Raw genomic sequence first — 15,308 nt, forward strand, 5'->3', positions numbered from 1 at the left:
TCAGGAGACGCCCATGCCCGAGCCGACCCGCCGGCGCGCACCCGGGGTCACCGCCGTGACCCCCCTCGCGGAGACCGGCACGCCGCCGCGCGACCCCGCTCCGCGCCCCCCTCGCCCCCCGTACGGCGTCCCCCGCCGCCGCGCCGTGCCGTACCCGGCATCGGCGGCCGGGCGGGACCTTCCGGCGCGCCGTCCCTCGCCGAGCCGCCCGCGGCGGGCGTCCGCCGGGATCGCGGGAGGGCGCCGATGATCGGGGCTCCCGCCGGCGCGCGCGCCACCGGCCAGGTCATGGTCGCGGCGGACGTGGTCAAGACCCACGGGTCCGGCGACGGCGCGGTGACGGCGCTGCGCGGGGTGTCGGCGGCGTTCGTCCGGGGCGAGTTCACCGCGATCATGGGGCCTTCGGGGTCGGGGAAGTCGACCTTCCTGCACTGCCTTGCGGGCCTGGACGCCGTGACGTCCGGCAGCGTCGTCGTCGGCGGGATCGACATCACCGGCCTGTCGCGCACGCGGCTCGCCGAGCTGCGCCGCGACCGGCTGGGCTTCGTCTTCCAGTCGTTCAACCTCCTGCCGGTGCTGACGGCCGAGGAGAACATCCGGCTCACCGCCCGGCTCGCGGGACGCCGCGTGGATCCGGCCTGGTTCGACACCGTCGTGGACGCGCTGGGGCTGCGCGCCCGGCTGGGCCACCGCCCCGCGGAGATGTCCGGCGGCCAGCAGCAGCGCGTGGCGGTCGCGCGGGCGCTGCTCACCAGGCCGGAGGTGCTGTTCGCCGACGAGCCGACCGGGAACCTGGACTCCCGTTCCGGCGCGGAGGTGCTGGGCTTCCTGCGCGCGGCCGTCGACACGCACCGGCAGACGGTGGTCATGGTCACGCACGACCCGGTGGCCGCCGCGCACGCCGACCGGGTGCTGTTCCTGGCCGACGGGGCGATCGTGGACGAACTGGCGGAGCCCGCCATCGACGCCGTGCACGCGCGCATGCGCGAGATCGAGGGCTGACGCCGTGGGGAACCCGTTGTGGCTCATCGCGCGCCGGACCTTCGCCGAGGGGTGGGTGCGGCTGACCGCCACGCTGCTGGCGGCGCTGGGGTCGATCGCGCTCATCGCGGCCTCGCTGCAGTTCGCGCTGCGCGCGCAGGAGGCCGTGGCCGGCAGTGACGCGAGCGAGTACTTCCGCGCGGACGTGCTCGTGCGGGGCGGGACGGCCGACCCGGGCGACCCCTTCGCGCCGCCCGACGGCCGGATCCGGCTCGACCGGATCACCGCCCTGCCCTCGGTGGCGGCCGCCGCAGGGGACGCCGAGGTCGCGGTGACCGCCTCCCGGACCGACGGGCGGGGGATCATGGCGGCGGCCGAGGGCCGCACACTGCTGCGTCCCTGGGTGCCGGATCCGCGGCTCAACCCCTACCGGCTGGAGGCGGGACGCGCCCCCTCCGCCGACGGCGAGGTGGCGGTCGTCCGGCACCTGTCGCGCGCCGGGGAGCTGAGCGTCGGCGACGCCATGACGCTGACGCTGCCGCATCGGGCGCACCGGGTGCGGATCACCGGGATCGTCACCGTCCAGGGCCGCGACGCGGTGGCCGCCGGCGACCTGGTGCTGGCCCCGCCCGAGGCCGTACGGCGTGCCGCGGCGCTGCCCGCCGGAAGCTGGCAGGGCGTCTGGGTGAAGGCCGCCCCGGGAGTGCCCGCCGAACGGCTGCGCGGTGAGCTGGCCCGTGAGCTCGGCGGCGCGGCCACGGTGCGCACCGCCGGGTCCGTACGGCTGGCGCAGGCCGCGGCCGCCTCGGGCGAGGGCGCCTCGATCGCCGGGGTCGTCGGCATGCTCGCCTCCGTGGCGATCTTCGTCGGGCTGTTCGTGGTGGCCAACACCTTCGGGGCCCTCGTCCGGCAGCGCACCCGCAGGCTCGCGCTCCTCGGCGCGATCGGCGCCACACCGCGGCAGATCGGCCGGCTCATCCGGCTGGAGGCTCTGGCGGTGGGCGCCGTCGCCTCGGCGGGCGGCCTCGCCGCCGGATTCCCGCTGGCCGAGCTGATCGTCCGGCTGTTCGCCCGGGACGGCTTCGACGTCTCCGCCGCCGCCCCCCAGACCGGCTGGGCCGCGCTGACCGTCCCGGCCGCGGCCGGGATCCTGGTCACCCAGGCCGCCGCGTGGCGCGCCGCCCGCCGCGCGGCGGCCGTCCCGCCCGTCCAGGCGCTGCGCGGCACGGCCGCCGAGTCCCGGGAACGGTCCTGGCCGCGGCTGCTGTCCGCGGCGGCCCTCTCCGCCGGGGCGATCCTCCTGTTCGGAGTGGCCGTGGCGGTCCGGGCCGAGGAGCCGCCCGGCCCCGACCGCACGTTCGTGGTCGGACTGATGATCGTCTTCGGGGCGATGCTCGCCGTGACCGGGCTCGCCATGCTCACGCCGTACTTCGTCGGCCCGCTGGGCGGGCTGGTGGGCCGCCTCGGGGCACTCGCCGGCGGGGAGACCGCGCGGCTGGCGCGCGCCACCATCACGCGCAGCCCGCGCCGGGTCTCCTCGGCCGCCTCGTCGGTGATGCTCGGCGTCGCGCTGGTCGCCTCCGTGGCGCTGGTCACGCTGTCGGCGCAGGACCGCTTCCGGGAGGCGGGCCGGCAGGTGATGGCGGCCGAGCACGCGATCGCCTCGACCGCCAGGACCGCCGAGGGCGCGCCCGCGCCGCTGCCCCGGGACGTCGCGGCGGCGGTGGCGGGGGCGCCGGGGGTGTCCCGGGCCGTCGCCCTGACGCGGACCCAGGTCACGCCGGTGTCGTCTCCGGTGCCGGGGGCGGAGCCGCTCCTGGTCAGCGCCGCCGGGCAGGACGGCCCGCGCGACGTGCTCCGGCTGGGCGGGCGGCCCCCCGCGCCGCGCCCCGGGGAGATCGCGCTGTCGTCGGCCGTCCTGGAGCGGCTCGGCCTGCGGAGCGGCCAGGACATCGTCGTACGCGCAGCGCGGGGCCGGGTCGCGCTCACCGTGACGGGCGCGTACCACGACCCCTCCCACCTGTTCGCCGACCAGGCGCTGGTGGCCCAGGCGACGATGGACCGGCTCGACGCGAACGCCGCCACCCAGGCCGTCCTCGTGCGCGGCGGCTCGCGGGAGGCCCTGGCCCGCGCCGTGGCCGGGATCCCAGGTGTGCGGGTCCTCGGGCGTGACGCGTACGTCGAGGCGGCGTCCCGGCCCCTCACCCGGGCCCTGCGGGCGACGCACGGCTTCGCCGGCCTGGCGCTGCTGCTGGCGCTGTTCGGGATGGCGACCACGGTGTCGATGAGCGTCGCCGAGCGCACCCGCGAGTTCGGCCTGCTGGCTGCCGTGGGCGCGACGGGGCGGCAGATCCGCGCGATCGTCCGCTGGGAGGCCGCCACCGTCGTCACCCTGGGCACGGCCCTCGGCCTCGTGATCGCGCTGGGCGCCCTCACACTGCTGCACGTGACGACCGGCAGCTCCTACCTGCGCCCGGCCCCGCCCTGGTGGCTCTTCCCGGCCATCGCCGCCGCCGCGGCGGCCGCCACCCTGGCGACCTCGGCCCTGCCCACCCGCCGCGCGGCGGCCGTACCCATCCTGACGGCGGCGGCGACGGAGTGACCGCGAGCCGGGAACGGTCCCGCGGCCGGCGCCCCTCCCCGCCCCCGGCCGGCCTGACGCGCCCCGACCGTCCGGGGGTGTCCCGGCGGTCCGCGCCGGTCTCCGCCCGCCCGGCCGGGGGCGGCGCTCCTTCGGCCGGGGCTAGAAGGTCCGGGCGATCTCGCGGGCGCGTTCGTCGGCGCGCTTGCGTTCGAGGTCGTAGGAGCCGGTCAGGGTGGGGTGGTGGCGGATCTCCTGGATGTCCTGGATGCCCGTCCAGCGCAGCCAGTCGTTGAAGAACGTGGACTGGAAGTCGCTGCCGAACTCCGGGCCGAGGCCGGCTCCCCACACCGCGCTGGTGTAGATCACGGCGGCCCGCTTGCCCGTGAGCAGGGAGCGGTAACCCGTCTCCGGGTGCACCTCGAAGATCTTCGCCGGCTGGCTGACGACGTCGATGAACTGCTTGAGCTTGTACGGCACGCCCGCGTTCCACATGGGCACGCCGAACAGGTAGCGGTCGAAGGAGTCGAAGCGCTCGAACGTCCGGAGGGCGGCGTCCCACGCCTCGGCCTGCTCACCCTCGGGCGTGCCCCCGCCGAACACGGTCATCTTCGCGGCCGCGGCGGCGGGCCCGAACTCGGGCAGCGTGCCGTCCCACAGGTCGAACCGCTCGACCTCCCGTCCCGGGTGCGTGGCCCGGTACTCCTCGATGAACGTCTCGGCGATGCCCCCCGAGATCGACTCCGCCCCCCGAGGGGAAGCCGAGATGTAAAGAAGACCACTCATGATCCATCCTTTTCGGACTACGGTCCGGTTAGTGACGATCCGACTATATGGACCGCAGTCCGCTTAAGCAAGAGCCAGCGAAGGCGCCACCGAACCCCGCCACCGATCGCCCTCCACGACCACCCGCGTGGAAACACGCCTCGCTCAGCCCGCCGGGCGGCGGCGAGCGCCAGATAGTCCAGGCCCAGGCGGTCTTGACGATGGCGGGCGGAGTATTGGTCCACGCGGCCTGGACCGGTTGTCGATCACGAGGGTCCTTCAGCGGCCGGCGAGGGGCATCGAGGACGATCTCGCCGAGGAGCGAAGCCGGGGCGGGGGCCGCAGCGGGCGAGCGATGCGCTGACCGAGAGCGGCCGATCGACCAGAGCGCAGGCGGTCAGAGGCGCCGGCAGCGGAGATCCGTTCGGCGGTCGCCGCGCGGGCGCGTGATCGAGCGTGTCCGCGGGCCGTTCGACCGGCGGTTCGGGAGACGATCCTGTCAGGGGGTGCGGGCGGCGAGGACGACGAGCAGGTCGTCCCGAGGCGCGGGTGCACGCGAACACGATGCTGTCGTCGGCGCGGTTGGTTCAGCGGTACGGCGGGGCGGGGGTGGGCCTCGGGTCGCGGTGGGCTCTCCGGCCCCCGCGATGGGGCTCCGGGGCGGGCCGCGGTGGGCGGGGGCCCACCGCGGCGGGGTGCCGGGGGTCAGCCGGGGAAGACGGCGCTGTGGAGGTCGACCGGGTTGGCGGGGTCGCCGGTGGTCACGCCGTACACCGCGGTGAAGGCGGCGCCGACGGAGACCAGGCCGGTGTAGTCGCCGATCAGGCGCCCCACGCTGGTCGCGGGGAACCGGCGGGAGTCGAACGGCCCCTCGATGTGGCGCTCACGCCACGCCCCCGGGTCGGTGCAGCGGCTCGAGCAGGTGACGGCCCACAGGTCGGTGGGCAGGGTGGCGGGGTCGGGGGTGTTGGCGCGGAAGTCGTAGTAGGTGATCGCCACGGTGCCCGTGCGCGACGCGGCGACGACCGGCACGGCGGCCGAGCCGGTCGGGGTCTTGTCCACGCGGATGGGGGAGGACCAGGTCTTCCCGCCGTCGGCGGAGCGCGAGTAGGCCACGTGGAAGGTGCCGTCGGCGTCCTGGCTCTGCCAGACGGCGCTGACCGTCTTCGTGCCCGGCTGGGCGGCCAGCAGCGGGAGGGCGGCGTTGCGGATCGGGTCGCCGGAGCCGTCCGGGTCGGGGATGCGGGGGCCCACCGCGAGCGGGGCCGGGACGTTCAGCGTGGGGGCCGACCAGGTCTTGCCGCCGTCGGTGGAGCGGATGACCTGGGTGGCGCCGTCGGTGACCGTCTCGTGGTGCATGCCGATCAGCAGCGTCCCGTCGGGGAGCGGCACGAGCTGCGTGCCGATGACGCCGCTGTTCGCGGGCACGTCGTAGACCTTGCTCGTGGTCCAGGTGCGCCCGTCGTCGGTGGACTTGGCCAGGTAGATCGGCTGCACCCAGTTCGGCGTGGTGCTGGTGGACTGGTCGTCCACGCGGTCCCAGACCGCGTAGACCACGCCGGGACGGTACGGGTCCGCGGTCACCGACGGGCGGTCGTTGAAGAAGCGCGGGTTGTCGTCCCGCTTCAGGGTGACCGGCGCGTCCCAGGTCCGGCCGCCGTCGCCGGAGCGGGCGACCAGGATGGCCGTCACGTCGCCGGCGCGGGACATCGACAGCGACGCGGCCACCGCCGCGCCCGACGGCGTGACCGTGACCCAGTGGTCCGTCGTGACGTCGTAGTCCCCGCCGTTGGCGGCCGTGCCTCCGTTGCACCGGGAGAAGGCGGGCAGGTTCTCGGACCGCCGCCAGGTCAGGCCGTAGTCGTCCGACACGGCGGCGACCGCGCCGTTGCTGCCGTACCGGTTCCAGCGGTCCTGCTGGAACACCGTGACCAGGCGCTGCGGCCGCCTCGGGTCACGCGCCAGCATGGGCAGGACCTCGGTGTTCGGATTGAGGGTGTAGCCGTCGGCGGGGGGAAGCCCGCACCCGGCGGGCAGCGGGCTCAGGCCCGAGACCGGCCGCACGACGACGGGTCCCGGAGTCCCGGACTCGTCCGCGGCGGCGGGTCTCTCGGTCCCGGTGCCGTCTGAGGCGACGGGTCTCTGGACGCCGGTCTCGTCCGCGGCGGCCGGCTGCACGGCGAGGCAGGCGGCCAGGACGGCCGCTGCGGCTGACAGGGCCCTGAAGGGTCGGATCACGGGGGTTTTCCTCATCTTCGTCTCTCGGGGGATGTCGGCGCCACACCGGGATGGCACGGCGCCCGGTGGTCGGCGGAAGCCGCGGGGAAGACTACAACCGCAAGATCGTTTCGTCCCTCCGTTGTCCGGATACCGCCCTCCGTTGTCCGAATGCCGCTCGTCGCCCCGCCCGGCGCGGTCGAGCCCTCCGGCGCGCCGCCCGCCCCCCGCGCCGCCGTACGGCTGCCGCCCCCCGCGCCGCCGTACGGCCGCCGCCCCCTCGGCCGTGGGGCGGCGGGCGTTTAGCCGTACGGCTGCGGCCGAGGGGGGCGGGTCCGGGTCAGGCGGCTTCGGCGGGGCCCTCGCCGGGACGCGTCCGGTCCAGGAGCACGGTGAGGACGGCGGCGGCGAAGACGAGGACCGCGGCGAGCAGGGGCAGGGCCTGCGAGCCGAAGGCCTGCAGGCCGAGCGCGCCGGCCGCGCCCGACAGCGACACCGCCAGGTACACCGCTGACTGGTAGAGCGAGGTGACCAGCGACTGGCCGCTCGGAGTGAGCGCGATGATCCGGTGCTGCTGCGGGGTGGTGACGCCGAAGGAGAAGAAGCCGGACAGCACGACGGCCACGAGCGCCGCCGGGATCGTGCCGGTGGCCAGGGGCGTCAGGGCGAACACCACGCCCAGGGCCAGCGTCACGGCGATGACGACCCGCCGCGCGCCCCGGCGGTCCGCCTGGTGGCCCGCGGTGATGTTGCCCAGGGTGCCCGCGATCCCGAACGTCAGCAGCAGCATCGCCAGGGCGTCCGGGCCGTGGCCGATCGCCGGGGCGAAGATCTCGCTGATGTAGGTGTAGGGCATGTAGATGCCGACGAAGGCCACGACCGTGGTGACCAGCAGCCCGACGACCCGCGGGTTCCGCAGCGGGGCGAGGTAGCCGCGCACGCCCGGGGACACGCCGCGGCCGCGCGCGGGCAGCCACAGGGCGATCCCCGGCACGGCCAGCAGGCCCAGGCCGCTCACGAGCCACATGGTCGCCCGCCAGTCCAGGTTCCCGCCGACGAGGGTGCCCAGCGGCGCGCCGAACACGAGCGAGGTGGTCGAGCCGAGCATGACGATCGCGATGGCCCGCCCGCGCTCGCGCTCCCCGGCGAGCATCGCGGCGGTGGCGGTGGCGGTGGCGGTGAACAGGGCGGCGCCGGCCGCGGCGAGGGCGCGCGAGGCCAGGACCAGCCCGTATCCGGGCGCGAGCGCGGTCACCGCGTTGCCTATCGTGAAGACGGCGAGCGCGGTGACGAGCACGGCCCGGCGGGACCAGGAGGCGGTCAGCGCGGCCAGCACCGGGGCGAGCACGGCGTAGCTGATGGCGAAGACCGTGACGAGCTGGCCGGCGGCGGCCACGCTGACGTGCAGCGACCCGGCGATGGCGGGGAGCAGGCCGGCGATGACGAAGCCGTCTGTCCCGACGGCGAACACCCCGAACGACAACAGCGCCGCGTGCGGGCGCCAGCGGATCGCCGGCCGCTCCGGGGCGGTCGTGAGAGAGGTCATTCCACTCCTCCGACACTCTTCGGAAGTTACGACATTAATCGTAATAGTAGTCCGACGAGTATCGTAAGAGCGGACGTGTATCGGAGAAGAGGGCTGAGATGACCGGTTCGCAGGAGACGTGGCTGCCGCAGCCCGACCTGGACGCCATCGACGTCGGGACCGTCCTGCAGGCCCTGGCCGATCCGGTGCGGCTGCAGATCGTGCGGGCCCTCGACGCCGTGGGGGAGTCCACCTGCTCGGCGCTCGACGTGCCGGTGAAGGTCTCGACGGTATCGCACCACGTGCACATCCTGCGGCGGGCCGGCCTGGTCTCCACCCGCCTGGACGGCACCTCGCGGCCGAGCCGCCTGCGCCGCGAGGAACTGGAACGCCGGTTCCCCGGCCTCCTGGACGCCATCCTGCACGCGCCCCCGCCCGCCCCGCCGCGCGAACCCTGACCGCGTACGGCTCGCGGCGCTCGACGCGGGCATCACCGGCTTCGACACCGCCGACGTGGACGGGCGCCCCCGGCTACGGCGCGGCCGAGAGGGTGCTCGGCGAGGCGCTGGCCGGTGTGCGCCGCGAGTCCGTCGAGATCTCCACCAAGGTGTGCCTGCCGACCGGCCCCGGCCCCAACGGCGAGGGCGTGTCCCGCAAGCACATCCTCGAGAGCTGCCACGCCTCGCTGCGCAACCTCCGCACGGACTACGCCGACCTCTCCCAGGCCCACCGGTTCGACGAGGACACGCCGCTGGAGGAGACCATGACCGCCTTCGCGGACCTGGTACGGCAGGGCAAGGTCCTCTACCTCGGCGTCTCGGAGTGGCGGGCCGGCCAGATCGAGGCCCCGGCGGCCCTCGCGGCCGAGCTGAGGGTCCCGCTGATCTCCAACCAGGCGCAGTACTCCATGCTGTGGCGCGTCATCGAGAAGGAGGTCGTGCCCGCGAGCGACCGCCTGGCCTCGGCCAGATCGCCTTCTCACCGCCGGCGCAGGGAGTCCTGACCGGCAAGTCCCGGCCCGAGCGCCAGGCGCCCGCCGAGAGCCGGGCCACCGGCGGCGAAGCGGCCTGCCCGAGGCGATCGCCGCCATCCGTGCCTGGATCGGCTGGACCAGCACTCTCCTCCTGGCCGGGTGGTGGTCCAGCGGCCCGAGCGCCGCGCCCGCCGCCGCTGGCCCCGCACCTTTCTCATCGGAGGAGGCGAGCTGCGGCGGCGGTCGCCGGGAAATACGAGGTCAGGCTCGGATCGGCACGTCGGCGCCCGCCGTCACAGGGTGCCGGAGGCGATGGGCAGGGTGACCGAGCTGGGGCCCGTCTGGACGGTGAGCCGGGTGCCCTCCGGGTAGCGCAGGGAGAAGGAACGCGCGTACGGCTTGCCGTTGGAGAGCATGGCGGGGGCGGCGTCGGTGGACAGGATCACGATGCCGATGCGGTGGCCCTTGCGGAAGACGTAGTCGGCCGGCTGGGTGGTCCAGGAGAAGGAGTACGGCTCCCCGTCGGCGATGTGGTCGGTCCTGGCGATGGAGTAGCGGTTGTTGGCGTCCATGAAGCCGCGGGAGACGACCTTGTGGTCCGTGGTGCGGGTGAAGACCTTCAGCGGGAAGGCGCAGCCGGAGTCGCCGGTGATCCGCTGGCCGAAGCAGACGGTCCGGCTGGTGTCGTCGGCGTACTCGGTGTAGGTCCAGTCCCCTTCCGGGGAGTACGTGCTGCGCACGGCGGTGCCGTAGTCGACGACCAGTGCGGCCAGGTTCGGGGAGGAGCCGTCCAGGGCGGCGCGCACGGACAGTTCGACCTCGCCGCTCAGCCGTACGTCGGAGGCCAGCGGTTCGGAGACGTAGAGCAGCCGGTTGGGGTTGGCGGCGCCGGGATCGGCGGCGAGCTCGTCGGCGGTGTGGGTGCGGCCCTTGTCGACCATCGTCTGCAGGGCCTTGCCGGCGTTGCGGGTGCTGAGCCCGCCCTCTCTGGTCAGCTTGAGCTTGACGCCCTTGGCGGCCGGCCAGGCGTCCTGGGTGGTCCAGGTGGCGAAGTCGACGTTGCTCTGCACGTCCACCTTGGGCTCCGCGGTGATGCCGTTCTCGATGCCGTGCAGCCAGTGGTCGTACCAGCGGTGCTGCTGGCGCACCCACTCCTCGCCGCGCAACTGCACGGGCCGCAGGTGCGCGCCCTGGAACAGCCACATCTTGCGCGGGATCCCGTTGTCCTGCAGGTACTTCCACAGTTCGGTGCTCTGGCGCGGCGTGACGTTGTAGTCCTCGGTGCCCTGGGCGATGAAGACGCTCGCCTTGATCTTGCCGAAGTCCGGGCGGGAGTTCCGCAGCGCCCAGAAGTCGGTGTAGTCGCCCGAGGCCCGGGCGGACCGGTCCCCGCGCAGCGCGGCGACCTCGTCGGCGCAGATGGTGTTGCCGTCGCGGGTGCTGTTGCCGCCGGCCAGGTTGGCCGGCTCGACGGTGGCCAGGCCCTGCGGGCCCCGGACGGCGCCGTTCTCCCGGTACCACTCGTACCAGTTGGAGATCCCGGCCACCGTCGTGATCGTCTTGAGCCCGGCTACGCCGGTCGTGGCGGCGGCGATGGGAAGCGTGCCGTCGTAGGACTTGCCCTTCAGCGCGACGCTGCCGGTGGACCAGTTCGCGGCGGTGACCGGGTCGCCGTTGACGTCCCAGCCGCGGGTGCGCCCGTTGAGCCAGTCGACGGCCGCGACGACGCCCTGCGTCTCCTCCGGCGTGCCGATGCTCGCGCACCCGGTCGAGCCGTTGGTGCCGAGCATGTCGAGCTCGGCCACGGCGTATCCGCGGGGGACGAAGTAGTTGTCGAAGTGGTTCTCATAGGTCAGATTGCCCGCCCCGGCGGGTTTGGCAACGGCCGGGTCGCCGCTGACCATGGCGTCGGCGGCCCGGTCGGACGCGCGTTCCTCGCGGGCGCGCTCGCCCAGCACGTCGATCGGGCTGTCGCCGCTCGTCTTGTCGTACTCCTTGTTGTGCCCGTTGCCCCGGCGCTCGGCGATCACCGCGTCCACCTCCGGCGCGGAGGTGTAGGTCGGCTGGGTCAGCTTGGAGGTCCTGCCGTACGACGGGCCGTAGTACGGCGCCGGCTCGATGATCGTCGGTACCTTGAGGCCCGACTCCGTCTCCCGGGGTCGTTTCAGCCGGAGCTGTACGGTGTCCAGCCGGCCGTCGTGGTCGGTATCGACCGTGGTCTCGATGTTGACGACCTGGTAGACGGCGTCATTGAAGGAGAAGACCGGCTGGGTCTCACCGTTGGCCACCCTTATCGCGGGGACGGACGCCGCCTGTGCGGGCGCTACGGCGATCAGGGCGGGTGCGGACAGGGCGCCGGCCACCGTGACGGCGGTCGCGGCGCGGAGATACGCGGATGTGCGCATGGACTCTCCGAAGCGTGGGGGGTGCTTCAGGCATCTCAGCGGTACGGGATGTGCCTGATCAATCCCAGTTATCCATAACATCCCTTACGTGCAGCTCGAACTCCGGCACCTCCGCATCCTCAAGACCATCGCCGATGCGGGAAGTCTCACCAGGGCCGCAGCCGCGCTGGGGCTGTCGCAGCCCGCGCTCACCGCGCAGTTGCGCAGAATCGAGCAGCTCCTCGGGCGGGAGGTCTTCACCCGGGGGCGGCAGGGCGTGACCGCCACGCCGTACGGGGAGTTCGTGCTGACCCGGACGCGAACGATCATGGCGAACCTGGACGAGATCCTCGCGCGGGGGCCGGAATCCGCGGACCCGCCCGCCGTACGCGTGGGCGGCGCGGACAATCACCTGGTCGTGGGCCTGCTGGAACAGCTCACCGAGGTCTTTCCCGGGGCGCGGGTGTCACTGCGGACCGAGTACTTCATCCGGGTGCTGCTCGACCTCGTCATCGGCGGCGCCCTGGACGTGGCGCTGGTGGCCGACTATCCGGGGCACGAGCTGCGCCGGCAGCCGACGTTCGAGACGGGGGTGGTGGCCGTCGAACCGGTCTTCGTGGCCCTGTCGGCGGCGCATCCACTCGCCGCGCGGCAGGAGATCGACCTGCCGGAGCTGGCGCGGGAGCCGTGGGCGGTGCCGCCGTCGGACGGGCTCGGGTGGCCCGAGCACCTGCTGGAGGTGTGCGCGGCGGCGGGGTTCACGCCGCGGGCGCAGTACCGGATGGCCGAACCGGGGTCGCGGCGGCAGCTCATCGCGGCCGGGCGGGCGGTGACGGCGTGCCAGGCGCTGTTCCGGCAGGACGCGGAGGTGGCGGTGCGACCGCTGCGCGGTGACCCGCTGTCCATCCGGCACCTGCTGGTGTGGAACCCGGCCAGCCCGGTGGCCGCCCGGGCGGATGAGGTGCTCGCGGCGGCGCGGGAGGGGTACCGGCGGCTGCTGGCCCCGTGGCGTCACGACCATCCGCGACTGGCCGCGCGGTTCCCCGACGGGTAGGGGTCACGCCGCCAGAACGCCGTCACCGACGCCAGAAGACGTCGTGAGCGTGCCGGCCGGCCACGTGTTCCCGGAGCTCCGCGACCAGCCCCCGCCCGGAGCGGCAGACGTTGAAGTCGTCCATCTCGGCACGCTCTCCGCGGCGCTTCGGTGCAGGAGGCCGGCGGCCGTTTCGGACGATCATCGATGCGCCCGGTCCGTGCCCGCGAGCGCACGACGAGCACATACGAGGTGGAACTCGGCTCCGGAGAGGCTCGAAACTTCGAGAAATCGCAGTTCAGAGCCTTGATCACAGCGCGCCCCTGCAGGATTCGAACCTGCGACCGACGGATTAGAAGTCCATTCCAGCGAATAGTCTCCCGTATCATGTCAGGCATTTTCGTGCGGCTTCACGCCATTCCTTGCGGCTCCCGGGCTTAGCGGCCTGCGGCCATATCCCATTCAGTGCCGGGCTCTATCGGGGCCCATGAGCACGCAGCGAGCCCATAAACCTGAAACCTGCCACGCTGCGCCGACGGGCATCCCGGCGCGGCAGTGCGTTCCACGGTTCTCAGGCGTCGTCCGTCCCGCAAACACCACACCTGCACCACTATCGACTTCAGCACGGCCCAGCTTGGCAAGGATCACCCAACGCCACCACCGATTACGAGTCGGAGCCCGTTCACTGGACAGACCCTAAGATCGGCCGGACACCCAAGGATTTTCGCTACAGCTCTTCGAACGCGACGACGTTGGCCACGTCATCTACATCGACGCCAGCGACACCGTGTTCTTCGTCTACGTCGCTCGTCTAAAACGAAGCCGAACCGCGAAACCGCCTTATCTCGGCTACAATCGTGCTCGATATGCCCGGCCGTACGGACAAGGGAGACCAGCGGCTCGAATCACTCGTCGATGGCACCTCCGCGCGTCAGCGCACCTTCGGGACGTCTGCCCATGTGGGGTGCGCCGTAGCGACAGGAAGGCTAGATTTCGCTGAGCAGCTCGGCTAGGAAGTAGCGGCATGCTTGATCTTCCGTGGCGAACAGTTTCTCCTCTTCATGGCGTCCTCTTTCGGAATAGTAGACAGACCAACCCGCGGGAAGCCGTTCAAGGCACAGAACGTCTGTCCGCCCAGTATGACCGATACTGTAGGCCGCTGTCCACTAATGTAACTCCTTAAGATATCCATCCAGCATGAACCTGTGGACCGAATCGGGAAGTTTGCGCTGAATCCCCCTCCAGGGAATCCCTTTGTTGGGGCTGCAATTCGGGCTTGCACAGTAAATGCCTTCTGAACTTCGTAAATGTGGTATGTGTCGCGCTCGGCATGGAAGGGGATGCCTCGTTGAAGGAAGTGAGTTTCTTCGGAGGAGACGAAACTCCCTTGCCGAGACCCATATCGGTCGATCCTCGTGCCGGGGTTCAGCGTCTTCTTTACCGGTTCATGTAGGAGTCCATTATTCGGGCGCCACGGGCTGGGCTCCAGTTCCTTCGAGGCAGTTCTGGCGGCGGTCGCAGGGCGGGCGAGGCCTTTGCCACAGTGGACGCCGCGCGACCGGACAGCTTACCTGCGAGAAAGCCACGGACTTTGCCCGCCACGGCCCCGCCAAGAGCGCCGAGGGCGGCTCCGGTGAAGGTGGCTACTGCGGCGTCGAGGATGTTCTGTTGTTCTGCTGGGGTGTCCATCATGTAGGACGTGGCGCTGCTGGCCGCGCCGCCTAGGGCTGCGCAGCCGATGCTGCCCACGCCTGCGGTGAGGGCGAGGCAGCCTGCGGTTACGGCTACTCCGACGACGGTGGAGACGATGACGGTTTTGTGTTCAGAGACCCAGTTGGAGACGTTGCGGGCGGTGTTGTTGACCCAGTTGCCGATGCCGCAGAGGAAGCAGGAGGGCTTCTGTTTTCCGGTGGCGGGGTAGCGGCGGGTGTAGCGGTCATTGTCGCCCCCCGGGCGCTGATGGTCATGTCCTTGTGGGGCTTCATGTTGTGGGGGCCCCATTTGGTGTTGGGGCCGCCGGAGCAGGACATGTAGAGGCAGTCGTCGGGGCGGAGGCCGTCGGGGGTCGCTGCTGGTGACGGGGCTGTTGTCGGCGTAGGCGTAGCCGTGCATCTGCTGGGGGTCGCTGACGTCGATGATGGGGTCGACGCTGAGGAAGCTGCCCAGGGCGGGGTCGTATTCGCGGCTCCGAGGTGGGTGAGGCCGGTCGAGGGGTCTTGGGTGCCGCCGACGCAGCCCTTTTCGCCGGGCCAGGTGGCGGGGGCGGTGCCGCGGGGGACGCCGGCCTGGGCCGACTCCGGGTTCGCCTTCACCAGCCCCGAGGGCTCGCGGCTGCACCTGCAGTACGTGACCGATGAGTTCCACCGGCTCGCCCACCGGGCCGGGCTGCCGCCAATTCGGCTGCACGACCTGTCGCCACGGCGCCGCCTCCCTGGTGCTCGCCTCAGGGGTGGACATCAAGGTCGTCCAAGAGACCCTTGGGCACGTGTCCTCGGCCTTCACCCCGGACACCTACGCCAGCGTCTATCCACACATCGCCAAGGCCGCCGCCGAATCCACCGCCGCCCTGCTCGCCCGCCCCGCATCTGCCGTTAGCTGAACCCGAGCCTCCTGCGCGGGAGAACACGCATCGGAGGCTCCCGCGCAGGAGGCCCACGCCCCTTTGGGAACGATCACTGATGTGCCGAGTCCGTGCCCGCGAGCACACAGCGAGCCCACAGAGGCTAGAACTTTGGTCCATAGAGGCCCTGATCTTCGAGAAATCGCAGTTCAGAGCCTTGATCACAGCGCGCCCTGCAGGATTCGAACCTGCGACCGTCGGATTAGAAGTCCGAGAATCCTCAGTCTGG

The 15,308-nt window shown here is 72.4% G+C and carries 11 protein-coding genes and 1 pseudogene; 6 read left to right on the forward strand and 6 right to left on the reverse strand.

What is annotated here, in order from left to right:
• The first annotated feature begins 246 nt into the window (after positions 1–246).
• Together D5H75_RS15365 and D5H75_RS15370 are read left to right on the forward strand one after the other, a co-directional pair.
• Positions 247–1,002, forward strand: a complete 756-nt coding sequence (locus tag D5H75_RS15365; RefSeq protein WP_119927079.1) for an ABC transporter ATP-binding protein — start codon at positions 247–249, stop codon at positions 1,000–1,002.
• A 4-nt stretch (positions 1,003–1,006) separates the two neighbouring features.
• Positions 1,007–3,583: an FtsX-like permease family protein gene (locus D5H75_RS15370; protein WP_147425156.1), complete on the forward strand. Its 2,577-nt coding sequence runs from the start codon at positions 1,007–1,009 to the stop codon at positions 3,581–3,583.
• A 141-nt stretch (positions 3,584–3,724) separates the two neighbouring features.
• Here the strand turns inward: D5H75_RS15370 and D5H75_RS15375 are convergent, their stop codons facing one another.
• Positions 3,725–4,348, reverse strand: a complete 624-nt coding sequence (locus D5H75_RS15375) for an FMN-dependent NADH-azoreductase (RefSeq protein ID WP_119927081.1) — start codon at positions 4,346–4,348, stop codon at positions 3,725–3,727.
• Between the two features lie 684 nt (positions 4,349–5,032).
• Complete coding sequence (locus D5H75_RS44120; RefSeq protein WP_202638173.1) at positions 5,033–6,565, reverse strand: sialidase family protein; 1,533 nt, start codon at positions 6,563–6,565, stop codon at positions 5,033–5,035.
• A 150-nt stretch (positions 6,566–6,715) separates the two neighbouring features.
• Here D5H75_RS44120 and D5H75_RS44125 point away from each other — a divergent pair, with 150 nt between their 5' ends.
• Positions 6,716–6,850 carry a hypothetical protein gene (locus D5H75_RS44125; protein WP_277949943.1) on the forward strand — a complete coding sequence of 45 codons (135 nt, stop codon included), beginning with the start codon at positions 6,716–6,718 and terminating at the stop codon, positions 6,848–6,850.
• Between the two features lie 34 nt (positions 6,851–6,884).
• Here D5H75_RS44125 and D5H75_RS15385 read toward each other — a convergent pair whose 3' ends face one another.
• Complete coding sequence (locus D5H75_RS15385; RefSeq protein WP_202638174.1) at positions 6,885–8,090, reverse strand: MFS transporter; 1,206 nt, start codon at positions 8,088–8,090, stop codon at positions 6,885–6,887.
• A gap of 98 nt (positions 8,091–8,188) precedes the next feature.
• Here D5H75_RS15385 and D5H75_RS15390 point away from each other — a divergent pair, with 98 nt between their 5' ends.
• Together D5H75_RS15390 and D5H75_RS15395 are read left to right on the forward strand one after the other, a co-directional pair.
• On the forward strand, positions 8,189–8,527 hold the full coding sequence (locus D5H75_RS15390; protein ID WP_119927083.1) for an ArsR/SmtB family transcription factor: 339 nt from the start codon (positions 8,189–8,191) through the stop codon (positions 8,525–8,527).
• Positions 8,528–8,540: 13 nt separating this feature from the next.
• Positions 8,541–9,119: pseudogene (locus tag D5H75_RS15395) on the forward strand (aldo/keto reductase); the annotation flags it as partial.
• 216 nt (positions 9,120–9,335) lie between these two features.
• On the opposite strand, the gene D5H75_RS15400 reads toward D5H75_RS15395, so the two are convergent.
• Entirely contained in the window at positions 9,336–11,447 is a 2,112-nt protein-coding gene (locus D5H75_RS15400) for a CocE/NonD family hydrolase (RefSeq protein WP_202638175.1), read from the reverse strand.
• Positions 11,448–11,535: 88 nt separating this feature from the next.
• On the opposite strand from D5H75_RS15400, the gene D5H75_RS15405 reads away from it, so the two are divergent.
• A complete protein-coding gene (locus D5H75_RS15405) occupies positions 11,536–12,480 on the forward strand; it encodes a LysR family transcriptional regulator (protein WP_119927085.1) in 945 nt (314 codons plus the stop codon).
• Between the two features lie 988 nt (positions 12,481–13,468).
• Here the strand turns inward: D5H75_RS15405 and D5H75_RS44610 are convergent.
• Complete coding sequence (locus D5H75_RS44610) at positions 13,469–13,948, reverse strand: TNT domain-containing protein (RefSeq protein WP_119927086.1); 480 nt, start codon at positions 13,946–13,948, stop codon at positions 13,469–13,471.
• On the reverse strand, positions 13,897–14,916 hold the full coding sequence (locus D5H75_RS44615) for an RHS repeat-associated core domain-containing protein (protein ID WP_422673836.1): 1,020 nt from the start codon (positions 14,914–14,916) through the stop codon (positions 13,897–13,899). Before D5H75_RS44615 ends, D5H75_RS44610 begins: the two co-directional genes overlap by 52 nt.
• Positions 14,917–15,308: the final 392 nt, after the last annotated feature.

The organism is Bailinhaonella thermotolerans (assembly GCF_003594875.1).
Lineage (GTDB): Bacteria > Actinomycetota > Actinomycetes > Streptosporangiales > Streptosporangiaceae > Bailinhaonella > Bailinhaonella thermotolerans.